Source organism: Streptomyces sp. H27-D2, from assembly GCF_035828615.1.
Lineage (GTDB): Bacteria > Actinomycetota > Actinomycetes > Streptomycetales > Streptomycetaceae > Streptomyces.
Map to the genome: position 1 here is coordinate 1 of NZ_JAYMZR010000073.1, position 22642 is coordinate 22642.

A 22642-nucleotide genomic window follows, 5' to 3' on the forward strand; every position below is an offset into this window, starting at 1 on the left:
GGAACCCGGCGCCCACCCGACGCGACAACCGGGCCGTCAACCTGCCCCAGCCCGGAAAGAACCGCACCTCGCAAACACAGAGTCCCCGTCAGCACACCGACGAGGACTCATGAACGATCGAGGCTAGACGCCCTCCGGCTGTGGCAGAGCGAGGTGGATTTTGCCGCGCTTGAGGCGCACGTCGAGGCGGACCCGCAAGCGTTCTTCGCCCAGGTACGGGCACTTGTCCGTGACGACGTACCCCCTCCGGCCATGTTCATGGGTGCCACTCTCACCGAGCGGATCGCCGTAGCCACCGCGGCGCCGGCATCTGAGTGAGTGGTCGGCCTTGGGGACCAATCGTGCAACGGATAGCGGTAGCGGTGGCTCCGATTCACGGTCACCTGATTCGCCGCTCGTTAACGGCGCCCCAACGACCAGGAGCCGCCCTTTCACCGCACTGGCCCCGGCTGCGCCGGCATCGTGACCTCGCCCGGTGCGGTCTGCACGCCCACCACGGGCGGCGGATTAGGCCCAGCGATGATCGCCTGCACCATCGCCGTCACGATCTCCGCCCGCTGCTCCGCGGACAGTTCAGCCGTCGCCGCCAGACGCTCCGCCGCGAGGTACCGAGAGAACTCCAACGGCTGATCGAAGTACGCTCGGAGATGACCCGCCGCGGTCTCCTGCGACCTCACGAACGTCCGAGCCACAAACCCCGACAGTCCAGCCGACACCGCCCCCAGCCCGCCGGCCACGACCGCCCCCGCCGTCGTGCTCGCCACCACAGCAACCCCCGCGAAACCCACCAGCAACGCGAACCCAAGCACCATGGCCCCTTGTGCATTCCGGAACGACCGCGTCGCCTGCCCCTGCGCAATCCGGTGGTAGGAGTCCAATCGGGCATGAGTCAGCTCCCACAACATGGCCAGCGATCGGCCGGGTGATTCGGCCCCCGGCCCCTCCTCGCGGAGCGCCTCCTCGAACGATGCCTCGGCCGCGCGCACTCGAGTGTCAACTGCCGGACTATCTCGTTCCTTTACCTCGGTAGAGACTGCGTACAGGCATACAGTGCAGAGCACTGAAAGGAAGAGCGCAGTAATCCACGGGTCCGATGTCTCCCAAGGCGGCCGTCCTGACTCCTGATCGAGCTGGTTCAACATGCTCAGCGCCAGCACCACCATGAAGACCCCCGGAAAGATCACCACGGGAGCGATCCACCACCTGCCAGTCACCCACATTGCCAAGCGGCGCACGTTCTCATTCATGACACAGCAGCATGACGTCACTCCCGCCAACATGTCCGTGGAACCCGGCAAGACACCCAGCCCTCGGGCGCGCTGTGATGCGCATGCCCGGCGCGGCCGCCGTGGTCACCGCGATGGTGACCGCCGCCTATACGCTGCTCGCCGCCGCGGCGGAGGGGACCACCGTGGTGGTCGCGGTCGGGTGCGGCGGGGGCGCCACCGTGCCCCGTTGTTGGCGACGTAGGCTGCCAGCCAGATGGACCATGTCGACCAGCTGCGAGCCGAAGCGGTGCAATGCGACATCGACGAGGACCTGCTTACCCGCCGGCGCAGGCACCGCCGCGGCGTAGTTCCCCGATACGACGGGCAGGGTAGGGAGGCCCGGGGGAGAGGCCGCCGGGCGGAGGGGCGCAAGCATGGGGTTGCACGGGGACACCGCTACGGACTACGCGAGCCGGGCCGCGAACTTCCAGGGCGAGGGAAAGCTGACGGACGCGGTGGGCGAGGGACTGGCCGCCGTCACGCACGCGCTCCTCGAAGTCGCCGACGCGATCCGGGAGAACACCGCGGCGCAGCAAGAGAAGTAAGAAGAACCCCGGAGGGCCACGACCACGGTCGTGGCCCTCCACCTTTGCCTCTGGACTCCGGATAAGCACATATTCGGAGTCCAGACCGCGGGGGCGTCGCGCTCAGACCAAGCGCAGTACCGGCCTGGTGTCGGGCATGCCCAGCAGTTCCCGTACGCGGGCTGGCGTCCAAGCTAGATCCTGTGCCAGCTCCCGCATGCTCAAGCCGGTCTCCTGTACGGCCAGGTCGAATGCCTGGGCAAGCAGGGTGGGCTGTTCGCCTGTGTAGCCGCTGACCGGCTCGGGGGCGAATCCGGGTTGTCCGTCGAGCGCACGGAGCCGTTGGTAGGTTCTGCTCGCTGTCGCGTCGGAGATCAGTCCCAGTTCTCGGCAGCGGTAGACGAGGGAGTGGACCGAGACGCCCCAGGTCCGGCGCAGGCCCGCCAGGTAGGTCAGGTCCATCCGGCGAGGCAGCAGGGGCAGGATGCTTGTCTGCGGCGTAAGGAATTCTGCTGCGAAAGCGTCCGCTTCGCGCTCCTGCCTGCTGTCGCCGGTGGCGTCGCCGTGCAGCACCAGGTGACCGAGTTCGTGGGCAGCAGTGAACCGATGACGGTAGACGTCGTTCGCCCGGTTGCGAGTCAGAATCACCAACGGCCGCGCCGAGCGAGATGAGAACGCATCGACTGTTGAGGCGGCAGCATCTGCCTCGGCCGGCAGCACCACCACGATGCCGTGGGATTCCATACGTCGAATGAGGTGAGTCACCGGGCCATCGCCCAGTCCCCACTGGTGGCGCAGTTCTTGCGCGGCGGCAGTGGGCTCCGAGGGCAGAGCCACCCCGGGATGGACCTCCCCGCCGGCGAAGCCGGGGAGGTCCACATGCGGCAGCTGCACTCTGCGTTCCAACGCGTAGGCCAACTCCCATACCTGCTCGGCGAACGCCAGCGCCCGCTCCCTCTGCGCCTTTGGTGTGCTGCGCAAGCTGCGGAAGTGCGCCATCGACGAATCGAGGCGAGGGCTGGGTCGGCCCGCGATGAAGAACTCCATCGGCACGTTCAGAATCGTGGCCATCCGCGGCACCACATCGGGTCGGGGACGTGAGACGCCCGTCTCGTACTGACCCACCGCCGCCGGCGTAACGCCGAGGCGCTCGGCTACGTCCTTCTTCGTCATGCCAGCAAGGCGTCGGGCTTGGGTGAGCCGGGCTGGCTCGAAGGCATCAGACACAGCGCGGGGAGTGGCTGTGCGTTCTTCCAGCCCGGGAAGGACTGGGTGATCAGTTTTCATCGTCCTCGTTTACCAGGGGCTTGGCCGGAGGGGCTTCGGTTGTGGGGGTGACATCCAGCTTGCGGTCCGCGTTGGGGCGGGGTGCCAGAGCAACGAGGGGCTGCTCGCCCTCGTCGAAGCCCGAGTGGTTCGTCTTCTGCTGCGGGATGCCGAGTTTCAGGGTCGGGGCGGCCGGCAAGGGCAGCGGCTCCGGGTCAATGATCCAGTCCAGCGAGCCGCTGTCGTTCGCGAGGGCCGCCACGCCCCAGTAGGGCTTGAGGAGCCCGGCCGCGTTGCAGGCGAAGGGGATGAGCACCAGGCGCGTGTCCTTCGGCAGGGCCGCGAGCTTGGGGCCCAGCTCTACCGAACTCGGATCGAACTCGTACTCCCCGAAGATGTCCGCCTGCTGCGAGGGAGGAGCGAAGGCGAACAGCTCCCGGATCACTGACCACACATTCTGGATCTTCGCGGTCCGGACGCTGCTGTCCTTCTTCGAGAAGCAGAACGGGTACAGCAGGGCGTTGCCCACTCGCACCAGCTCGAACTGGAAGCCGTTGGGCTTCACTAGCTCAGCGCCCGGAATGTTCTCCAGTGCCGCACTGACGCGTTCGTAGGCTCCGCGGTACCTCGCTACCCCGTGGACCTGAGTGGACGATACGTCAGCTTCGAGATGGGACGCCTGAGCATTGGCCTGCATGTCGACCAGTGCCTGGCCGATTCGGTCCCGCACGAGCTGAGCCGTCTTCTCGTCGTCGAAGAGGTCGCTGGCCCAGGCAGAAACAGGGATGTCCATGTAGCGGACCCTCCGGTTCGTCGCTTCACATCGAAGCGCGTCAGTAGTGCTACCACTTTAGTTGATCTCAATCAAATTGCGCAGCTGCTTTCGTGACGGAAGTGCAGGGAATCTTGAGCCTTGCGGCGAGAGCTGCGCTTCGGGGCGGAAATGCCGGGGAGGGCAGGGGACGGCATGGCCAATCCACTGGAGAGTCCGGACCTCTTAGGGTGCTGCGCCGGGCCGCGGACCCTGAGCGCGTTGTCCTTCTGATCTCGATGGAACGGGCGATGGGCCATACCATCCCCGCGCAACTTCGGACAGCCCAGGCTGCGGCTTAGCGCCGGGGGGTGCAGATAGGGCGTATGCGGCGAGTCACGGATGGCGGCCGTCAATCCGGCCTCGTTGCCCAGCCAACGGGGACACCTCCCCCTGGGGGGCCGGGTCGGGGGTGGTCTGGTTGCGGGGAGCAGGGCTCCGCTCAACCTGACAACGCCGTCAAGCGGGCAGCCGGCCGCCTACCACTGCGCGAGCGCGTCTTCGAGCTGGCCCCACAGGCGCAGGGGGCCGTGCTGGTGGACGGTCCACCCGCCGCTTTCGTCCGGTTCGGTCCATGCCTGTGACCCGGTGGCCACGTCGAGGAGGACCGCGTCGTCGCCGGAGCGCAGGAGTCCGGCGGAGGGGGCGGCGAGTTGCGCGAGGAACTGTGGCGTCCAGTCCGAGAGGAGAGCGGGGTTGACCCGGGTGGGGGCGGGTTGCGCCGTGGTGCCGGAAGTAGGTGGGGCGTGGGGGCATCCCGTGGGGGCGGGCGAGCATGTAGGAGACCGGTTCGCCGGTGAAAGGGCCTGTTGCGCCGCCGTTCTCGTCGACGGTCAGGAGGATCAGTCCCGAGGCCATCATCCAGCCGGAGAGGGTGACGGTGATGGTTTCGTTGATGTCTGTTGGGTGAGCGTTTCGGTTTGCTGCTCGCAGGGCGGTTTGTACGGCAGCAGCGAGGCCATGCCGAGAGGCAGCTCACTTCTGCGACGGTGCGGCCGGGTGCGGGATGTCAGTGCCCAGGCGTGAAGAAAACTCTTGATTTTTTTCTCTTTGCGTGCTTTAGGGTGATTTATCCCTTGACGGCTGCCTCGAAAACACCGACTATTAAACGTCAGAACCGTCAGAAGTGTGAGAACCGTCAGCGCGGGGATAATGCTTCTGTGAGACACACCGGCTCCTTGGAGCCACCGCTTCCGAAGGGAGGACGGAACCATGTCAGAACAGCAGTGGCGTGCAGCCACGACCCAAGCCGTTGCCCTAGCCCTCGGCCTGTCGGCGTCCAGTGTCCGTGCCTATGCGCGCGCTGGCCGGATCCCCTCCCGACAGACGCCAGGTCTCCACTACCGCTTCAACATCGAAGAGGTCCGACAGGTGCTGGCCCCACCGGAGGTTCAGTTCATGGCCGATCTCCCTAGCATCGACTTGGACGAGCCGGCAGTCTTCGTCGGCTCCGCTGCTTCCAGCGTCGATCCGATCGCGGATCCGGATGTCCTTGGCCGTCTCAGCGCTCAAGCAGCCTTCTCGAGCATCGCTCTCTATGAGCCGTCTACGCCCACGCCTGTGGCAGCCATTAAGCCCGATGCGGGGGCGGATGCACTGGGGCGACTAGTAAGTTACACAGGGCAAGCAGCCGTCGCCGTACTCGCGAGGGCTTAGCGACACCACTGGGGCGGGCTCGTGGACAGAGAAGACGACCAGCAAGAATTGCCATCTGAGCAGGGCAATACCGGTTCGGCTCTTCTCGCTGTCTCGGGGGGTAAATCACTGTCCTTCACGGCCCTCAGCCCTCCAGCGCAGGGCGATCTGGTCTCGGGCCTAACGTTGGCCATTGGCGGTGTCGGGCCCTCAACCGCCAGTGGCCTTCCCCAGGGATCCTGGCCGACCGACGGACATCCCAACGACGCTTGGGCCGCTACCGTCTTGAGCCCCACGGGGTGGTACGTGCTCCTGAGCCAGGATTGCGACCTCGTCCGCGACCCCTCGGCTGAACCCACCGTACTTGTCGCCCCTGTCGTGAGGATCGGGAAGGCCAAGTGGGATGAGCTAGGACGCCTGTACTCAGCTCGCTACTTCGCCTTCCCCCGCGAGAAGTTTTCGGGTCTTGCGGATGATGAAGGCGTAGCTGTAGATCTTTCCTGGACGTCGTCGGTACTCAAAGGCTCACTACAAGCCGAAGGCGTAGAGGCTCTTCGACCTCTAACTGGCCCGAGCCGCAGGGAATTTTCGGTCTGGCTCTCACAGCGGACCGGACGGGTCTCGATGCCAGATGAGATCGTCACAGGTGTGCTCGACCCTGCCTATCTAGTGCGTTCCAATCTCCTGAAGAAGTTCCTGAAGGCCTCCCAAAGCAGCTCCCTTGATCCGGTAGTTCGCGTTGTCGGGGGGGTTGAGAGGTGGTTCGTCGCGCGCAGAGAGAACAAGATCACCTTGTTTGGCCAGCTGACGCTCCTCTCCCTAACGCGCGCCGGCCTCCTCGGACCGGCAGGGAGCGAGATTGACGGGGCCACAATCGAAGAAGGGCGGGCTGCCCTCCAAACAGCCATAATCGAGCGCATGTTCAAGGCTGCGAAGACGGACAGTCCCACTTACGAGATCCGCGTGCTTCTTGGGCAGCTCGACTACATGAGAGCCAGTGATTTCGCTGAGTTCTCTCCCCTTATTCGCTAGGTTTCTTCTCGCTGTGTCGGTCAGCAAGTCCACTCAGATCTCGCCTATGGTCGTCACTTGGGCTGCCAGGCGATCGTCTCGCAGCCTTCCTCGGCCCTGTTGTGGCGGTTTGGTGCTCCCCTCGCTGTCACTCTTGGGTGAAATGTTCGACTTTGCCGGTTCAGTGCCGCCCGGAAGTACTTCAAGCCCGGCGCGGCCGCCCTCGCCGAGGTCACCAGCCTGCTCGCCCCCAGCGACCGCTGAACCGCGACGCCCTGGGCTGCCCAGCCCGCGGCGGAGCCTTGTCAGGCCGGACGACGCGGTCTGCCAGAAGGCCGGTTGAGATCTCTAGGCTCTGCCCATGTCGAAGCAGCAGCGGGGCAAGAAGCACCGGACACCGCAGAAGCGCGTCTCCCGTCCCTCCGTACCGCGTCCGCGCAGGGAGGCTCCGGCGCTGCCGGGGAGCATGGATCTCATGGCGCGGATGCTGGGGCACGCCAAGCCGGAACAGATTGTGGAACTGGTCCTGCCCTACTTGTGGGTGGCCCTCTCCGACGGCCGCGCTCCGGCGAACATCTGCGTCGATGCGTGCCTGACGCTGCGGAACGCCTACGGCCAGCTGGGAGTGAGGGCCGAACTGCTGCCGGTCACCGTGGCCATCCGGAAGAAGAACGGCGCCGGAACCCTCTACGGCGCGGGCTCATGCGCGGTCTTGCCCGGGGACACCAGAACGACTCTGCGGGGCGGTGTCCAACGCCAGCTTCACAGGCGCCAGGCCGCGTTCCCTGGCCACAGCCGGCCGTCAGTCCAAATTTGCTGCTTTGGTGGTTGTAGAGGGCTTGGAAGCCTACGATTATGGGGTTCTTGGCGTATTTGAGTTGCAGTCGCAACAGGTCCTCGCGGTGTGCCCACCAGTGGGCACACCGAGTCCGGGCAGCAGGATTGAGCGGGATCGAGCGGGATGGAAACGGATAGGAAGTCCGATTCTGTCGTAACGAATTGGTAAAACCGCAGGTGGGAGCGTTGCTCATTTGGGGTTCGAATCTCCTAGGCTCCACAATCAAATGCCCTCTGACCTGCGGAAACGTGGTTTTGGAGGGCTTTTTTGTGCCCCTTGGTGGGCACATAGGTGCCCACGAGGAGCGGCGGACCCTTGCGGCTTCGGGGTTGTGAAGTCTTCTTGCTCTCCCGTGGATCTCCTAGGCCCAGGGATGGCGTCGTGCCTGTGGTTCGGCGGGCTGGGCAGCTCGGATTCTTCGGTCCGTGCGGCGCGATGTGCGTCTGGAGCGCTCCGCGTTCTGCTTGCCGGTCGGGGCTACTGCGCCTCGGCGTCGCCCTGGCCCTGTGTTTCTTGCGAGGCTGCTGTGCTGATCTCGTTGGGCTGGATGTCTGCCGGGAGGGTCTTGATAGCGTTGTGTGAGGCGGGTTGAAGTAGAGCCCGCGGCGTCTACGCGCACGTATACTCGTGCTATGTCTGATGTCATGATCCGTGTGCCGGCGGAAGTCCGGGATCGCCTTGCCGTGCTCGCTGAGGCGCGAGGGACGTCTATGCGTGCTGTCATCGAGGAATTCGCCCAGTCCACCCTCACTCCGGAAGAGCGTCGTGAGCGTGCGGAGCGGGCTCGTGCCTATATGGCCGAGCAGTTCGGGCACTACGTCACGGACGAGGAAAGCGCTGAGATGGGGCAGAAGATGCGTGCGGTCGCTGCTGCGCACCGTGCGGAGACCGTCGGCCGGTGAACCTGACGCACTTCGTTCTCGATACGCCCACTCTGCTGGGGCTCGGGGGCAACAAGCAGGTGTCCGGCCTCGTCCACCGCGCCTACATCGAGGCGGACGCGCGGCTGTGGGTGCCGTTGCTGTCGTTGGTCGAGGCAGAGCGGGAGCGGCCTGGGATCATCGAGCACATCGGGCAGCTGGAGGTCCTTCACACACTCGACCTCGATTACTCGGGGACCTACGAGGTGATGCTGTTGCACCGTGAGGGTGTTCCGGTGGGGATTGCCGCTGCGATCCATGGGGTGCGGAGCCTGCTACTCGATCCGGACAACGATGCGCTGGTGGCGACGGTCGCGCCGGAGGCATACGAAGGGTCCGGGGTCCGGGTCTTCGACCTCAACCGCTGAACCCAGCCTGTTCGTAAGCACTTCTGTGGGGGTCTGGCCCAAGTTGTGTGAGCCGACTACCTAGCGTCACGCGAGGAGAACGCGCTTGCGAAGAAGAGGGAATCCGGCACGGCCGAACATTTGCCTTTTAAGCATTTTGATCCGGTTGGCTGCCCCCTCGACAGGACCTGAGTTCCAGGGACTGGTAAGTCCGGCGGTCACCGCGTCAAAGTCGCTTTCCAGTCCGGCGGCGAAGGTGCTGATGCCGGGCAGGCCGGAGGTCATGGCGTCGGTGATCCAGCCGGTCAGGCGTCTGCCGTCGAGTGTGGTGAGAATTTCCGCGAACGAGCTGATCAGTTGGGCTGCGACCTCCAGCTGCGGGCACTGGTCGAGAACCGTTTCCCTGCGAAGTTTCTCTTCTTCGGCGAGGGTGGCGGGGTGCCGGGTGAGCCAGCCGGTGACCTGCCGGATTGAGGGTGCGGTGGGTGGGGGCGGGGTGCCGTCCGTCGCTGTCAGGGCCCGGCGCGTCCACTGGTTCACGGTGGAGTAGTTGCCCCGGAAGCCGCGTTCGGTGATCTCCCGGTGCAGTGCGAGGACGGTCACGTGGCCTGCGGTTTCGGCCCAACGGTGTTCCAGGTAGGGCTTGAACGGATCAAGTTTGCTGGGCTGTTGGCGCTTGCGGCCTCTCACCATGTCCTGCCAGTTCTTGGCGCGTGCGTACCGCTGGACGGTGTGACGGCCCCAGCCCAGGTACCGGGCGATCTCCCGCAGCCCCATGTTCTGGGCCAGCAGCTCGTGGACCAGGGCATGGTGAGCGCGAGCGCGCTCACCATGCCCATCGGGCGCCGTGTCGAAGGCGATTCCATCGGCTATTGCGGGTTGATCATCGGCCGCTCCACCGTGGAGGAGCCTGAAATCGACTATGAGCTGTTCCAGCGCGCGCATGGGCGTGGTTACGCGTCACCTTCGGCATCACTCCGGGCTTCGCCGAGAAGCTGCACGAGGCCCTCGGCTACAGCGGGGCCGTCCGCGTCGGCGACCGGGTCGAAACCTCCGGCCAGGCCGGGGTGGACGACGACCTGGTCATCCCCGACTCGCTGGAAGACGAGATCATCCAGGCTTTCGACAACGTGGAGCGCACGCTCACCACGGTCGGCGCGACATGGAAGGACGTCATCCAACTCAACTCCTGCCACCAGGTCGCACCGGGAGATGACGCCATCGGCCACGACCACAACACGGTGATGGCCGAGCAGTTCCGCCGTCGCCTCGACGGCCGCGCGCCGATCTGGACCGAGACCGGCGTCACGGCCCTGGGCCTCGCCGCCATGCGCGCGGAGATCCGCGTTACCGCCATCGTCGGCTCCGGGAACTGAACCCGGAGCCGAGTTCCCGCATTGCGGCAGACACCCTGGCCTCACGGACGCCGGCGGCGCGGGCGACCGCTCTGTTCCCGCCGTGGCCGAGAGACTGCGCCTCCGCTCGACTTCACCGATCTCGACCAGGGCAGGGATCGGCTCCGAGGTTCGAAGACCGCTACAACGCCGCGGCACAGCCGTTCCAGTGGAAGTTCACACCTCCGACCTGGACGATCTGCCGGCCCGGCTCGAACGACACACATCCGCCGACCGACAAGAAGAATCCTCCATTGGCCTGACAGCGTGATCAACCCCCCGAAGGACTCTCGGCACCGACCACGAAGCAACGACACGCTACTAGGTTTGTGCTGGTCAGGGATGGGTCTGGCGGATCGCGCCTCGCGGGCTCGACCCCAGGGCGTAACAGCTGGTTGTCGCCCGATTCGGTGGCGGCACGGATCCGTCAGCCGTGGTGCAGGCAACCCATATGTGCAGACCAGCCCGCCGTTCAGAGGCGGCACTCGCGGTGGCACCAGGTGAACAGGGCCAGGGATTCCCTGAGCCACTGGTCGGCCATGATGCGGAACGCGCTCTGCGTGATCCGGCAGGCCATCGGCAGGGCACGGAACCCGAGCAGGTAGGGCGGCTGCTCGCCGTCGAGGTTGTACACGGTCAGGGTGGGCGCGTACCACTCGATGTTCCAGGCGTTCGCGGCTGCGGCCGCCGCAGCCAGCTGGTCGTCCTTGAGATAGCGGTCGTCGGTGGCCATCACCAGCAGCATGTCGTTGCTCGTCGCCGCGAAGTCGAGCTGGATCTTCCGCTCGGCCTCGGGATGGTCGAACTCGATGGTGACCGAAGACGCGGTGACCTCGTACGGGCGGTGCTGGCGCCGCACCCAGTCGTTGACGAGCCGCCGCCAGTGGGCGGTCAGTTCGAAGGCGTCCTCCGCCGTGGGGTCAGCGTCAGGCATGACCTGCGGCCTCCCTCACCATGCGGTCGGTCAGGCCCGCCTCCAGCAGTGATCTGACCTTCGGTGGCAGGGGCGCTCGTGGCGCCGCCGCCGGCGCGGTGCTCCGCGCCAGCCAGGCGGCGCCGGTCGCCACCGCGAGTTCGGGTTCGGAGACGGACAGCACCGTGCGCCCGGAGCGTTCCGCCAGCAGGTCACCCACCATGGGAAGCCGGGAGCTGCCGCCGACGGGAACGATCAGGTCGAGATCCTCCCACCGCAGCCCCTGCGCCCGGAGCACGCGCTCGCACTCCTCGACCGTCTCCGACAGCAGGGGCCGGATGGCCTCCCGCAGGTCCGCCTGCGTCAACGTGACCTCTGTCGGCGGATCCAGCATGGTCAGCAGGTCCGAGTGCTCGGAGGAGACGGACAACTGCTGCTTGAAGGTCGTACAGGCCTCGGCCAGCATGATCGCGCGCCGCAGCGTTCCGGGGTCGTCGGAGCCGGCGGCTGCGCGACGCAGGCCGTCCACCGCATCGGGACAGCGCTCCCGTATGAGGGACAGCACGGCCTGGTCGATGGCGATCCCGCCGACGTCGGGCAGGCCTCCGGGCGCGCCGAGCACAGTGAATCCCTCCCTCGTGCCCTGGGCCACCGCGAGGTCGAACGTGCCGCCGCCGAGGTCGTAGACGAGGACCGTACGGTCGCGGTCCAGCCCGTGGTCGTGCAGGGCGTACGCGGTGGCCGCCACCGGTTCGCTCTGGATCTCGACGATCTCCGGCGGTAGTCCCGCCGCCTCGGCGGCGCCCACCATCAGGGTGTGTCGACTGCCCTCCCAGGTGGCCGGAACGGTGATCACCACTTGGGAGGGGGCGGCGGCGACGGCCGCCCGGGCCTGTTGGACGAGAAAGCCGAGGACCTCCGTCGTCAGCTGTGCCGTTGTGAATCCGCGCTCCCCGAGCCGGTGCGGATACGGCTCGCCGAACTCCCGCTTGAACTCCGCGCGGAACCGTTCGGGACGCTGCAGGCGCGAGTTCTGCGCGGCCTGGCCCACCACCACGGATCCGTCCGGCAGGAGACACACGGCACTGCGCACCGACGTGGCGCCGTACGGGCTCACCGGATCGCGTACCGGCAGCGGTTGATGGCCGTGGCGCAGGACGACCAGCGCCGACGACCACGTGCCGAAGTCGATCCCATAGACCGGCCCCGCCGGGTTACCGCCGCCGGTCATGGCGCGTCGAAAAGGTCGGGGTCGAACGAGGCGTCGAAGTCCTGGGCCGACGGGGACACGACATCAGTGTCGACGTCGTCGACCGGTGTGGTGGGAGTCTGGACGGCCGGGTCCTGAGGCTCGACGGTGTTCGTCTCCTGGGGTACGACGGCGTGCGGGGTCCGGGATGCGGGCGCGTCCGAGTTCTGCGGCACGAGGGAGCCAGCGTCCGGCGCTGCGGCCGTCCCCACGGCGTCCGCCTCGAATGCCGGGGAGGTATTCCCGGCGCCGTCGGCTCCCGTGGAGCCGACGGCCGCGCCCAGGGCAGCTTCCGTGGTGACACCGAGAGCGATTTCCGCCGCCACGCCGGCGGCGTCGCCCCTGGCCGTGGACGCGGTGCCCGGCCCGGCGGGCGCCGGAGCCGTGGCTGACGCGTCAGGGCCGGGCAGTTCGGGGCGTCGCCCCGCGGGGAGGGAGCCCCGTGGTGGTGCGGAGGCAAGCCGTTCCACCCGCGCCCGCAAACGGTCGAGTTCGCCCTGCAGGTTCCGGTAGATCTGCTGACGGGTAAGCAACTCGCCCCGCCGCCCCGTCAGTTCGGCTTTGGTGCGGCCGGTGGCCTCCTGGAGCCGGCGGCCGGACTCGGTCAGCGACTCCTGCTGCGCTGCCAGTTGGGAGTTCAGCTCCTCCGTCAGAGACTGAGCGATGTCGCCGTAGGTCTGGGTGAAGGACTCCGTGGCCCGTCGGCGCAGCACGCCGAACTCCTGCGTGATCAGCTGGAGCAGCCGGGCATTGCGCTCCTTCTCGGCCCGCTCGCGCAGATCCTTGCGGTGGTTGCGGACGCCGTGGACGAACCCCATGGTGCCCAGGCCCAGCATCACGGCGAGCCCGCTCAGGGGCTCCACGAAAGCGACGGCGGCGCCCGTACCCACGCCTGCCATACCGGTGGACCAGCTCGCCCGGAACTGGTCGAAGAACCGTGCGGGACGCATGTTGAGCGGCACGCTGGGCACGGAGACGGCGGCCGAGAAGGGTGGCTTGGGAGCCTGGGGCGAGGTGAGCTCCAGGCTGGTCTGCCGTGCGAACTCCGCCATCAGGGCAACGGCGACAGCGGCCAGACGATCATGGGCCTCGGTGAGCGCCTTGAGTATGTGAGAGGTGACCTGGCCGACCACCTCGTCCGCCCCCGGGTCCGCACCCGCGTTCACCTTCTCGTGGTAATCGCGCAGCCCCGCGTCGAAGGCGGTCTGCAACGCGGCGCGCGCCGGCCGGGTGTCCTCGTCGAAGCGCCGGCGAAGGTCCGTGCGCCACTTCGCGCCGCCCGCGGACAACTCCTTGATCCGCCCGGTCGTTTCGGTCACTTCCCGGCGGATCCGCCGCAGGGACTCGTCGGACTCCAGCGCCGCCAGCTCGTTGACCACGGGCGAGCCCGCCATGGCGAGAGCATCGCCGAGCGCGTCCAGCGCCCGGCGCAACTGCACGGCACCACAGGTGGTGGCCAGCCCCTCCCACAGCGCGAGGTCCAGCTCGGGGAAGTTGGAATCGGCGAGCAGTTGGTCGTCGGTGCGGTCCCGGAGCCACTTGAGCTTGCGGAAGGAGGAGACGGGCACGACGACAAGCCGCTCCGCGGGCCGGTCGGTGCGGGCGGCGATCTTCTCGCGCGCCCCGGTGATCACCGGGACGGGATCGCGGACCTTGTCGGTCTTGGTGACCACGGTGACCACGACTTCGCACCTCGCCAACGCCCTTTCGAGAAAGTCGAGTTCATAGGTGGCGAGCGGCTCGATGGCGTCGCAGACGAAGACCAGGCCGTCGGCGCGCTCCAGGAAGGCGTGGGTGACCGCGGTGTGCTCGGGGTTGAGGCTGCCGACACCGGGCGTGTCCATGAACACCAGCCCGTTCTCCAACTGCGGGACGGGAGCCTGGATCTCCACCAGCCGGACCTGCTTGTGGTTGCGCGGATTGCCCTGCTCGGTGACGAACTCCGGCAGCCGGTCGAGCCCGATACCGACCTGTCGGGTGCCGCTGCCGTCCGGCGCCCCCGCATCGGTCATGTGCACCACGGCCTGCTCCTGCGGACCCCAGGCGAGGGTGGACACCACACAGGTGGCCACGTCGACGTCCACGGGGAACAGCCCGGGCCGTTCCACCAGGGCGTTGAGCAGAGTGGACTTGCCCCGCTTGTACTCCCCGGCGACCACGATGTGACAGGTTCCCTGTTCCAGGCGGGCAAGGGACTGCTCGATCAACTCTTGCTGACGGGGGCCCAGTTCACCGGAGAGCGTCTCCGTGACCCTCGGGAAGGCGGCCAGGACGTCGGCGCGCAGCCGGGTGAAGGCGTTGTCCCGCATGGTGGTTCACCTTTCGTCGGACAGGTGCCGGCGGAGGAACTTGGGTGCCAGCTCCCGGTAGTAGGGCGTGAGGGACGGTTCCAGCAGCCGGCCCAGCAGGTGGCCGAACTGCCCGGCCCAGCCGTCGTCCGGCTGCCGCCCGCGCCCGAGCTCGTCGAACAGCTCGTCGTAGAGGCCGAAGAGACGGGTGCGCAGCTCCCGGTAGGCGGTGGTGGTCAGTGCCTCGACGGCCGGGTGCGGGAAGCGGCCGACGGGCTTCGACCACTGCGCACGCGACCGGTGCGGCTCCTTGAAGCGCAGATCCGTGTACTCGACCAGCCGTCCCGTCGCCCAGTCGAGCGTCACCGTGGCGAACGGCGGGAACAGGTCGGCGCCCCCGGCCGGATCCGGACGCAGGACGAACAGCGGCAGCCTCATGTATACCCGGGGCGCGCCGTTCTGCAGAACGGGCACGGGCAGCGGCCAGCCGATGCCCGACTCCATGGGGACGAGCTGCTGGAACAGCCGCGAGCGGCGCAGCTCGCGGCTCAGCGCCTCGGACCGCGGCACATCGGGATCCGGGATCGCCCTGACGCGGGCACCGGGATCAGCGGGGTAGGTCATGCGGTGGACCACCTTCCTCACTCGGTTCCGAAGCCGCCTCCGAACCCGTTTCCGGAGAAGGTTCCGGAGCCGGAGCCGGAGCCGGAGCCGGAGGCGGGTACGGGGCGGCCTGCTCCTCGGGCGGTACGTAGGCGACGACCTCCTGGTGGCGCAGCAGCGACTCGCCCCACGCGTAACCGGGGCGGACCGTCTCCGCGATGGCTCCGCAGTGCCGGCCGGAGGGGTCGTCGCGGGTGGCCACGATGGTGTGCCGGGCCGGGTCCACCGGCCCGGAGTCGTCGACCGGGGTGACTCCGGAGGCGGCCAGGGCGGCCAGCACGGTGCGGCGCACCCAGGCCAGTACGGGGTCGGGACTCTCGGGGGCGGGTGAGTTGGGGCAGTCGCGGGAGTCGGGGCTCGTGGGCAGCTCGGCGAGCCGGTCCAGCAGTCCGATGAGGGGCGCCGCGGCTGCCGGGGCGGACGGCCGGGATGCCGTCGGCCGCTTGGGGAAAACCGGCGCCGGGCGCGTCACGTGCCCGGCGTCCGAGTGCGGCACGCCATCCGGCTGCGCGTACGCGGAGCGCAGTTCCCGCTCCGTGCGGTCGCGCTCCTGGACGAGCCAGGCCGCGCACCGGGCGGCGAGCTCCTTCAGGTCTTCGCGGCCGCCCTTGTCCGGTCCGGTGTCGTCGTGGGTCACGGTCCCACCGCCTGCGGGGAGCCGGCGGCGACGAGGAAGTTGCCCGAGTCCTGCCAGGCGCCCATGAACTCGTCCAGCGGGACCGCCAGGCCCTGGCCGTCGGGATGGCCGGAGTCGTTGAGCACCACCATCGGGTTGTCGGGGTCGGTGCGGTCGATGCCGGTGACCCACACGGCGTGGTTGGCGTCCTGCCCCGCCATGCCCGGCATGTCACCGACCGAGTCGTCGTTCGGGTCGTGCCCCTGGGCCCAGATCTCGTCCGCGTCCAGTCCGACGATGGCGGCGCCGCCGTCCGCGAGCACCGTCTCCAGTTGCTCCACGGACGCGCCCTCCACCTGCTGGACCGGTACGCCGTGCAGTTCGAGCAGATTGCCCATGTCGGCGGGTGCCGTGCCCGACCCGTCGAACCATCCCTGCTCGGCCGCCTCGGAGGTGAGTTGCTCCTCGCTGACGCGCTCGCCGGTCAGGTACTCAAGGACCATGCCCTGGGCGCCGATCGCGCAGCCGTTCTCGCCGGTGTGCTGCTGCCACACGTTCATGGCCTCACCCGGATTGCCGGCCACGGCGCTGGGATCGCTCTGCGCGGGGTCGAAGTTGGGCAGGTCGGGTACGTCTGCGGAGGTCGGAGCGGTGTCCGGTGTCGCGGCGGGGTCGCCGAAGGGATCCGCCGGGTCTGTGAGGTTGGCCGGATCCGCCGGGTCGGTGGGATCCGTCAGGGCCGTGGGGTCCGTGATGTCAGCGGGTTCGAACCCGGGATCGACCGTGGGGTCCATTCCTGGGTCCATCCCTGGGTCCATCCCCGGATCTATCCCCGGGTCGGCGCCCGGGTCGTACATTTCCCAGCTCAAGACGTGCTCCTCTCACCGTGGTGGCCGTCGGGTGCGTCCTCGCCGTAGAGGAGCACCAGCGCACGCTCCACGAGGGTCGCCACACGCTCGTACGAACGCAGTACCACGCGTGCCGTGGTGAGCGTCGGCCGGTCGAGCAGCGGATCACCGGCGCGGGCGGCCCAGCGGGCGATGTGGCGCCGGGCGGTCTTCAGGAGTACGTCCACCTCGGTGCCCGGCGGCAGGCCGAGCCGGGCCGCGCAACTGGTCCCGTGCTCACCGGTGACCTCCAGCAGTTGTGCCTGCTCCTGTTCCGTGAGGGTCAGCCGGCCGCCGTAGTACGCGCCCAGCGCGGCGAGTTCGGCGGGCCCGGAGTCGGTGAGGCGCATGCTCTCCAGCACCTGCGCGACGCGGTCGGCCACGGCGGGCGGCCGCTGCCGGGCCAGCTGGGCCGTGGCCCGGAGCCGCCCGATCTCCTCGGCGATCTCGCGCTGCCCGTGGTCGAGCTTGATCAGGGAGGACCGGTTGCCGAAGTGACGCAGGACCAGCTCCCGCAGCACTGTGACCCCGCTGCGCTCCAGGAGGTGTCGGCGCACCGCGTCCTCGGGCAGGTTGTCCCGCAGAAGCCCGCAGGCCAGGAAGACTCCCCACGCGCCCAGCCGGTCCACCAGAGCGGCCCGCACCTCGGCCGGAACGGGCAGATCGGGCGAGTCCCGTACGCAGAACAGCTGGACGTCCTCCATCCGGTCCGCCAGCAGCCGCGGGGGCACCTTCGCCAGCTCCGCGAGCGGTCCGAAACCGTCGGACGGCATGCACTGTGCCCCCGTCCCCAGCAGGCCCGAGACCGGCACGACCGTCCGGAACACACGCCGCACGGTGGGTCGTTGGAGGTAGGAGTCGGCAATCCGGCGGGCCGTCTCCATCGGATCGTGGTCCAAGAGGTCCGCGGGCAGCCCGTCGGGGCCCGTCTCGTCCACGGGCGGCCAGTACTGGTCGCTGCGGGAGAGCACCCCGAACGCCTTCAACGGACTGACGATTTCTCCGTACGCCCCCGCGAAGGACTCCACCGCCTGCTGGTCGGCCCGGCCCAGTCCCCTGCTGAACACGAAAACGACGGCGTCAGCCCGGTCCATCTCGGCGGCGCTCTCGGCGTGCACCGAACGCGCGTCCTGCCCCAGCCCGTCGAGCACGCGGGCGGCCTCGTCGCGCTCCGCCGGGTCGCTGATGCCGAGGAAGGAGAGGGTGTTCTGCGCATCGGTCCCGTGCACGCTGCCCAGACCGGGCGTGTCGACGATCCGGAAGCGCCGCAGCAGCGGGCTGGGACGCCCCACCTCCACCTTCCGTACGGAGCGCAGCAGCCTCAGCCCGTCGGCGGAACGCGCGGTCAGCCGGGAGAGCGACCCCTGGGGCCATTCCTCGGCGGGCCTGCCGTCCTTGAAGTGGACGGTGAGAGAGGGGCGGTCGCTGTGGTGGAACTCGCAGACGTTGAAGGTCAGTTCCAGCTGCCCCGTGTCGGAGACCTCCTCACCGAGCAGGGCGTTGACGAGTGTGGACTTGCCGCGCTTGATCTGGCCCGCGACGGCGACCCGCATCGGCTGTGCCATCCGGGCGCGCGCGTCGCGCACGATGGTCCGTAACCCGGTCGCGGCCGGGTCTTCCCCGTCGATCGCCTGACCGAGCCGTGCGAACACCTCGTCGTGTGGTGCCGCCTCAGGTTCCGGTGGACTGGCCATACAGTCACCCCGCCTCCGGAACCGGCACGCGAGGCCACCTGACGCCGCCGGCCCTAGAAGGTGCTCGGCCCGGTGAACGACGTAAGCGGTCCGATGTGACGAGCGGTGTGGCGGTGAGCCGGCCTGAATTTGGGCGTGCCTGTGCCATGAGATTTCCCCCTGGTGTCGCCCCGGGGGGAGCTCGTCCGGCCCCGGCGCCAACTCGTTCAGAGTGACAGCCGGGCGGACCGTTGGGGAGGGTTTGGCGACAACTGCCCGCAGTACGGGGCGCACAGTGGTCGGAGTGGAGCGCGCGGTACAGAGCCGTGCGCCCGGCAGCACCTCGTGACGGTTCCCTCCCCGCCTCCCGCGGTCGTACGGTGGTCGCCCCCGGGGGGGCCGGGGGCGACACGGCGGGGGACGTGAACGGTGGAACTCCAGAGCCTGGCCGCGCGCTGCGGCGAGCTGTCGATCGAGTACTGGCGGGCGGCCGATGCCGGACTGCCGACCCGGCAGCCCTTCGAGCGACTGACGGCCCAGGGCAGACACACGCTCGCCGCCCTGCGGCAGCACGGCACCTCGTCATCGGTCACCGTGGGCGGGTCCGGCATCGCGGGCATGCTGCTGGACGCCTACGGCCGCGAACCGACCACCCATCAGGAAGGCCCCCGAACCCACCGCTGGTTGCGGGAACACTGGTCGGCCGCCGAGGAGTTCACCGCCCTGGTGGGCCCGGACAAGCTGCGCCAGTACCTGGCGGGCCGGGTCCAGTACGAGCTGGGGGAGGGCCGGGCCAGTGAGGCGCTGGCTCTCGTGGACCGGGCCGATCCTCCACCCCACGACGAGCCGTTCCCGGCCACCGCCCCGTCCGCCGCTCTGCACGGAGACCTGCGGGCTCTGCGGGCGGAGGCCCTCCACCAGCTCTACGACTCCCGCACGGCCTTGGAGGTGTTGGGCCCGCTGGAGGCCGAACTCCGCACTTTACTTCCGGACGGGCCGATCCTCGACTCCGCTTCCGAGGCACAGCGTCGCATCGAGGCGGAGTTCGCCCGGGGAGGTGACCCGGCGGGCGTCGTCCGTCTGCTGGAGACATCTGCCGTCTACCACCGCGTACTGGACACCAAGGCGGGCGCCCTACGGGACACGGGCCGTCCCGAGGAGGCGGAGCGGGCGTATGTGATGCTCATGCCGCAGTACACGGCGTCCGGACTCGAAGCGGTGGGACACCTTCAACTCGCCCGGTGCGCGCTGGACCGTGCGGCGGTGGAAGAGGCCCGTCGGCGGCTGGACCTGGTAGCCCAGTTGTTCGAGACCGACCACGACAGGGACCTGACCGCGGTGCGGGCCCATCTGCGGCGGGGTCGCGGAGCGACGTACTGCGCCATGCGCGCCGAGACTGCCCGGATGACCCGTCGGCACAAGCAAGCACTCGACTGGTGCGACCGGGGCGCCGACTTCCTGACCGCACGCCCCGACGCGTCCATCGCCGCGATCCTGCACACCGAACAAGCCAGGAGCCACCAGGCCCTCGGTGAGCAGGCCAGGGCGGCACGGTACTACCGCCTGACGGTCACCGCTCTGGACCGGGTGCTGCGGATCTCCCTGGGGCACCGCTTCGACACACTTCATCTGCGCTTTCGCAGACCGCTGTTCGAGGAGGTGCTTGGCTTCGCGGAGCAGAGCGGCGACGCGGCGCTGGCCGCCGTCGTCACGGACCTGCTCAAGGCGCGGGCCTTTTCCGCACGGCTGTCCCTGACCCGGTCCGGCGCGCCGAACGGTCAGGAGGCACCGGCCGTCCAGGACCGTGCGGCCTTCGCCGACCTGACCGGGGACATCGCGCAGGCCGAGCGACAGGGCCGGCCCGAGGACGCCGGCCGGTTGCGCGGGAAACGGGCCGAACTGCTCATCAGGATCCGAGCCGTCGACCCGCGCTGGCACCTCATCAGGGACGACCCGCCCTTCGACCCCGACCGTCTCACCCACTTCCTCGCGCAGTACCCGACCGGCGCCCCGGGCAGCAGGCCGGGCCGCTGTGTGGCCCTGAGTCTGTACGAACGCCCCGAGGGCCTCCTCACCCTCCTGGCTACTCCTGACGGGAGGCTGCGCTCGGGGACCTGCCGACCGACCGAGGCAACCCGCCACGCTCTCGACGCTTACCACCGCGAGATCGACTCGGTGCACCCAGATCCCGCCCGGCTGGATTTCTGGGGCCGGCACGGTGTCGGCCTCGCCGATCTCGTGCCCGCCGCCTTCGCCGACGAGATCGCGGACAGCGGCACCTGCCTGCTGTCCCCGCACGGTCGCCTGCACGACCTGCCCTGGACGGTGGTGCGCCACCGGGGCCGCCACCTGGTACGGGACACGGCGCTCGGCGTCGTCCCCAACCTGTCCTGCGTGCCGCTGCTGGACCATCGCCCCGACGGCCCGATTCAGGCCACCCTGGTGGGTGTCACCGAACTGGTTGACGGCAGCGCACTGTTCCCCCAAGTGGGCCGTGCCCTGCGCATCCTGCCCAAGGCCCTGGGTCCGGACGGCCTGTTCGGCGAACCGCTCACCGGCCCTGCCGCCACCGTCGCGGCCCTGCGCGGCCTGCTGGAATCGGGACCGCCGCGCCCCGGACGGACGGCCGTGCTGCAGGTCGCCACACACGGAATACGCAACCCGGGGGCCCCCTTCGAGACCTGCGTGCAGATGGCCGACGGCTACCTGGAGACCGGCGAGGTCCTCATGGGACGCATGCGCCACGAGGAGGTCGTCCTGACGGCGTGCAGCACCAGCTTCCGCACCGGGGCCGATCACAGCGGCGGACACGGAGCGCTCGCCGGCCCCGGTCCACGGGAGCCGGAACCGCTCGAACTTGCCGGAGACGTGGCCAACGCCCTGGTCCATGCCTTCCACGAGGCGGGAGCTGCCTTCGTCCTGGCCAGCCCGGTCCCGGTGTGGCCGAGGCTCGCGATCCACCACTCCTTCCAATGGTTCGTCCACCGAGCGGCGGGCTGCGCCCCACTGGAAGCCGCCCGAAGAGCCGCGGTGGCGCTGCTCGACATCGACGACTCACCGCGGCAGACGGGCAACTGGGCCGGAATCACCGCCTACGGAGCACGGTGACGCAAAGAGACACCCATGAGGAGACACCCAATGACGGACGAGCCGCAGGGGCCTGAGTTCGCTCCTCGGACGAGAGAATTGTCGGATGTCGGAAGGACGACGATGAAGGACGAACCACAACAGCCGCCTCACCCGGAAGCCGCATCGCACCCACAGCCAGAGCCCGCCTCGGCGGTGTCGCCCTTCCTCCTGCCGGAAGGGCTGGCGCAGGCAATGTGCGACGAGTTGGACGAGAATTCCGAGGCGGACCCTGCCAATCCGATGGGCAGCGCCAAGAGCCCCTGGACCCCCGAGGACCGCCCACCGAACCGGCCGAGGCCCCCCACACCCCCGCCGGCCGGGTGAACCAGGCATGCCGTCGAACCTCGCCGGACTCGCCGCTCTGCTGTTCGCGGCCGTCCCCGGCTACCTCTACCTCGTCCGCTACGAGCGGCACGGCCTGCGCGAACGGCCCGGCGCCGCCCGGGAGATCGCCGAGCTCTTCGCGGTCGGCACGTTCGTGACGCTCGGCACGGCGGCGGGTGTGTTCGTCCTTGCCGAGTACGTGCCGGGCCTCACCTCGCTCGACGGTGTCGCCTCCGGGGAGGCGTATGCCCGTTCGCACCCGTGGCACCTGGTGCGGTCCGGCATTCTGACCCTCGCCGTCAGCGCGCTGGCCTGCGTCGCACTGGGGGAACTGCGTGGGAAACGAAGCGGTGGCAGTAACTGGTCCAACACCCCGGGGACGGTGTGGTCCGAGCTCCTGAAGTCACCGCGCGGAGAGGCTGACCCCGAGGTCCACATCCTGATGGACGACGGCACACGGGTCCGCGGCAGCTGCCACATGGTCTCCCACGAGAAGGACACCTACTACCGCGACGTTGCCCTCCACCACCCCATCTCGATCCACAGGGCCGATGAGCGCCAACCGCGATCTTCCGAGGCGGACTACATCATCATCCCTGGCGGCCACATCCGGCTGATTCAGATCACCACGGCCCGCACCCGAGGCAGGAACTGATAGAACTCCGTGAGTACTCCAGCCGTACGTCTCCATTACCGCTGGTCATCGGCTTGGGTGTGGGGATTGCAGCGGGGTGGTCGGGGTGCGGGGCGGTCTTGGCGGACCGTCCCGCGAAGGTGTGACCACGCCGCATGCAGCGGCGGGGGACCGAGCAGTCCCTATGCGTGATCAATGATGTGCCCACGAGCGCTTGAGGCTATGAACTGGAGAATTCGTTCCTGCGGGCTG

Annotated in this window: 20 protein-coding genes; 9 read left to right on the forward strand and 11 right to left on the reverse strand. The window is 68.6% G+C overall.

The genetic code is table 11. The features are described from left to right. Positions 1 to 431: 431 nt before the first annotated feature. Entirely contained in the window at positions 432 to 1247 is an 816-nt protein-coding gene (locus QMK28_RS24545; RefSeq protein WP_326441625.1) for a hypothetical protein, read from the reverse strand. 395 nt (positions 1248 to 1642) lie between these two features. On the opposite strand from QMK28_RS24545, the gene QMK28_RS24550 reads away from it, so the two are divergent. Then, positions 1643 to 1813, forward strand: a complete 171-nt coding sequence (locus tag QMK28_RS24550; RefSeq protein WP_326441627.1) for a hypothetical protein — start codon at positions 1643 to 1645, stop codon at positions 1811 to 1813. 102 nt (positions 1814 to 1915) lie between these two features. Here the strand turns inward: QMK28_RS24550 and QMK28_RS24555 are convergent, their stop codons facing one another. Together QMK28_RS24555 and QMK28_RS24560 are read right to left on the reverse strand one after the other, a co-directional pair. After that, a complete protein-coding gene (locus QMK28_RS24555) occupies positions 1916 to 3079 on the reverse strand; it encodes a helix-turn-helix domain-containing protein (protein ID WP_326441629.1) in 1164 nt (387 codons plus the stop codon). Further along, positions 3069 to 3851 carry a hypothetical protein gene (locus QMK28_RS24560; RefSeq protein WP_326441631.1) on the reverse strand — a complete coding sequence of 261 codons (783 nt, stop codon included), beginning with the start codon at positions 3849 to 3851 and terminating at the stop codon, positions 3069 to 3071. Before QMK28_RS24560 ends, QMK28_RS24555 begins: the two co-directional genes overlap by 11 nt. A 1230-nt stretch (positions 3852 to 5081) precedes the next feature. On the opposite strand from QMK28_RS24560, the gene QMK28_RS34370 reads away from it, so the two are divergent. The 5 genes from QMK28_RS34370 to QMK28_RS24585 all read left to right on the forward strand — a co-directional run bounded on the left by QMK28_RS34370 (position 5082) and on the right by QMK28_RS24585 (position 8641). Then, positions 5082 to 5525, forward strand: coding sequence for a helix-turn-helix domain-containing protein (locus tag QMK28_RS34370; protein ID WP_443050809.1), 444 nt, complete (start codon positions 5082 to 5084; stop codon positions 5523 to 5525). A 285-nt stretch (positions 5526 to 5810) separates the two neighbouring features. Next, positions 5811 to 6536: a hypothetical protein gene (locus QMK28_RS24570; protein ID WP_326441635.1), complete on the forward strand. Its 726-nt coding sequence runs from the start codon at positions 5811 to 5813 to the stop codon at positions 6534 to 6536. Positions 6537 to 6876: 340 nt separating this feature from the next. Beyond that, the gene (locus tag QMK28_RS24575) at positions 6877 to 7392 is read left to right on the forward strand and encodes a hypothetical protein (protein WP_326441637.1); all 516 of its coding nucleotides are present in this window, start codon (positions 6877 to 6879) and stop codon (positions 7390 to 7392) included. A 593-nt stretch (positions 7393 to 7985) separates the two neighbouring features. Further along, a complete protein-coding gene (locus QMK28_RS24580) occupies positions 7986 to 8255 on the forward strand; it encodes a hypothetical protein (RefSeq protein ID WP_326441639.1) in 270 nt (89 codons plus the stop codon). After that, positions 8252 to 8641, forward strand: a complete 390-nt coding sequence (locus tag QMK28_RS24585) for a hypothetical protein (protein ID WP_326441641.1) — start codon at positions 8252 to 8254, stop codon at positions 8639 to 8641. The genes QMK28_RS24580 and QMK28_RS24585 overlap by 4 nt, the downstream gene beginning before the upstream one ends. 66 nt (positions 8642 to 8707) lie before the next feature. Here QMK28_RS24585 and QMK28_RS24590 read toward each other — a convergent pair whose 3' ends face one another. Continuing rightward, complete coding sequence (locus QMK28_RS24590) at positions 8708 to 9565, reverse strand: transposase (RefSeq protein WP_443050810.1); 858 nt, start codon at positions 9563 to 9565, stop codon at positions 8708 to 8710. Between the two features lie 26 nt (positions 9566 to 9591). On the opposite strand from QMK28_RS24590, the gene QMK28_RS24600 reads away from it, so the two are divergent. Then, positions 9592 to 9996, forward strand: coding sequence for a Rid family hydrolase (locus tag QMK28_RS24600; RefSeq protein ID WP_326441691.1), 405 nt, complete (start codon positions 9592 to 9594; stop codon positions 9994 to 9996). 490 nt (positions 9997 to 10486) lie between these two features. Here QMK28_RS24600 and QMK28_RS24605 read toward each other — a convergent pair whose 3' ends face one another. Genes QMK28_RS24605 through QMK28_RS24635 form a run of 7 tightly spaced genes read right to left on the reverse strand, consistent with a single transcriptional unit; the run spans position 10487 to position 18324 of the window. Further along, on the reverse strand, positions 10487 to 10948 hold the full coding sequence (locus QMK28_RS24605; protein ID WP_326441645.1) for a hypothetical protein: 462 nt from the start codon (positions 10946 to 10948) through the stop codon (positions 10487 to 10489). After that, a complete protein-coding gene (locus QMK28_RS24610) occupies positions 10941 to 12158 on the reverse strand; it encodes an Hsp70 family protein (protein WP_326441647.1) in 1218 nt (405 codons plus the stop codon). Before QMK28_RS24610 ends, QMK28_RS24605 begins: the two co-directional genes overlap by 8 nt. Beyond that, positions 12155 to 14485: a dynamin family protein gene (locus QMK28_RS24615; RefSeq protein ID WP_326441649.1), complete on the reverse strand. Its 2331-nt coding sequence runs from the start codon at positions 14483 to 14485 to the stop codon at positions 12155 to 12157. Before QMK28_RS24615 ends, QMK28_RS24610 begins: the two co-directional genes overlap by 4 nt. 6 nt (positions 14486 to 14491) lie before the next feature. Next, entirely contained in the window at positions 14492 to 15088 is a 597-nt protein-coding gene (locus QMK28_RS24620) for a hypothetical protein (protein ID WP_326441651.1), read from the reverse strand. Further along, on the reverse strand, positions 15072 to 15764 hold the full coding sequence (locus QMK28_RS24625) for a hypothetical protein (protein ID WP_326441653.1): 693 nt from the start codon (positions 15762 to 15764) through the stop codon (positions 15072 to 15074). The genes QMK28_RS24620 and QMK28_RS24625 overlap by 17 nt, the downstream gene beginning before the upstream one ends. After that, on the reverse strand, positions 15761 to 16549 hold the full coding sequence (locus tag QMK28_RS24630) for a C39 family peptidase (RefSeq protein WP_326441655.1): 789 nt from the start codon (positions 16547 to 16549) through the stop codon (positions 15761 to 15763). The genes QMK28_RS24625 and QMK28_RS24630 overlap by 4 nt, the downstream gene beginning before the upstream one ends. A gap of 59 nt (positions 16550 to 16608) precedes the next feature. Then, a complete protein-coding gene (locus tag QMK28_RS24635) occupies positions 16609 to 18324 on the reverse strand; it encodes a dynamin family protein (RefSeq protein WP_326441657.1) in 1716 nt (571 codons plus the stop codon). Positions 18325 to 18732: 408 nt separating this feature from the next. Here QMK28_RS24635 and QMK28_RS24640 point away from each other — a divergent pair, with 408 nt between their 5' ends. Both QMK28_RS24640 and QMK28_RS24645 read left to right on the forward strand, forming a co-directional pair. Beyond that, positions 18733 to 21411 carry a CHAT domain-containing protein gene (locus QMK28_RS24640; protein WP_326441659.1) on the forward strand — a complete coding sequence of 893 codons (2679 nt, stop codon included), beginning with the start codon at positions 18733 to 18735 and terminating at the stop codon, positions 21409 to 21411. A gap of 352 nt (positions 21412 to 21763) precedes the next feature. Continuing rightward, entirely contained in the window at positions 21764 to 22411 is a 648-nt protein-coding gene (locus QMK28_RS24645) for a DUF6338 family protein (RefSeq protein ID WP_326441661.1), read from the forward strand. The last annotated feature ends 231 nt before the right edge of the window (positions 22412 to 22642 follow it).

Excerpts from the sequence above, each read along its gene's own strand:
- QMK28_RS24545 (WP_326441625.1), bottom strand. The coding sequence starts at position 1,247 with ATGAATGAGAACGTGCGCCGCTTGGCAATGTGGGTGACTGGCAGGTGG.
- QMK28_RS24550 (WP_326441627.1), top strand. The coding sequence starts at position 1,643 with ATGGGGTTGCACGGGGACACCGCTACGGACTACGCGAGCCGGGCCGCG.
- QMK28_RS24555 (WP_326441629.1), bottom strand. The coding sequence starts at position 3,079 with ATGAAAACTGATCACCCAGTCCTTCCCGGGCTGGAAGAACGCACAGCC.
- QMK28_RS24560 (WP_326441631.1), bottom strand. The coding sequence starts at position 3,851 with ATGGACATCCCTGTTTCTGCCTGGGCCAGCGACCTCTTCGACGACGAG.
- QMK28_RS34370 (WP_443050809.1), top strand. The coding sequence starts at position 5,082 with ATGTCAGAACAGCAGTGGCGTGCAGCCACGACCCAAGCCGTTGCCCTA.
- QMK28_RS24575 (WP_326441637.1), top strand. The coding sequence starts at position 6,877 with ATGTCGAAGCAGCAGCGGGGCAAGAAGCACCGGACACCGCAGAAGCGC.
- QMK28_RS24580 (WP_326441639.1), top strand. The coding sequence starts at position 7,986 with ATGTCTGATGTCATGATCCGTGTGCCGGCGGAAGTCCGGGATCGCCTT.
- QMK28_RS24590 (WP_443050810.1), bottom strand. The coding sequence starts at position 9,565 with ATGCGCGCGCTGGAACAGCTCATAGTCGATTTCAGGCTCCTCCACGGT.
- QMK28_RS24605 (WP_326441645.1), bottom strand. The coding sequence starts at position 10,948 with ATGCCTGACGCTGACCCCACGGCGGAGGACGCCTTCGAACTGACCGCC.
- QMK28_RS24610 (WP_326441647.1), bottom strand. The coding sequence starts at position 12,158 with ATGACCGGCGGCGGTAACCCGGCGGGGCCGGTCTATGGGATCGACTTC.
- QMK28_RS24615 (WP_326441649.1), bottom strand. The coding sequence starts at position 14,485 with ATGCGGGACAACGCCTTCACCCGGCTGCGCGCCGACGTCCTGGCCGCC.
- QMK28_RS24620 (WP_326441651.1), bottom strand. The coding sequence starts at position 15,088 with ATGACCTACCCCGCTGATCCCGGTGCCCGCGTCAGGGCGATCCCGGAT.
- QMK28_RS24630 (WP_326441655.1), bottom strand. The coding sequence starts at position 16,549 with ATGGACCCAGGAATGGACCCCACGGTCGATCCCGGGTTCGAACCCGCT.
- QMK28_RS24635 (WP_326441657.1), bottom strand. The coding sequence starts at position 18,324 with ATGGCCAGTCCACCGGAACCTGAGGCGGCACCACACGACGAGGTGTTC.
- QMK28_RS24645 (WP_326441661.1), top strand. The coding sequence starts at position 21,764 with ATGCCGTCGAACCTCGCCGGACTCGCCGCTCTGCTGTTCGCGGCCGTC.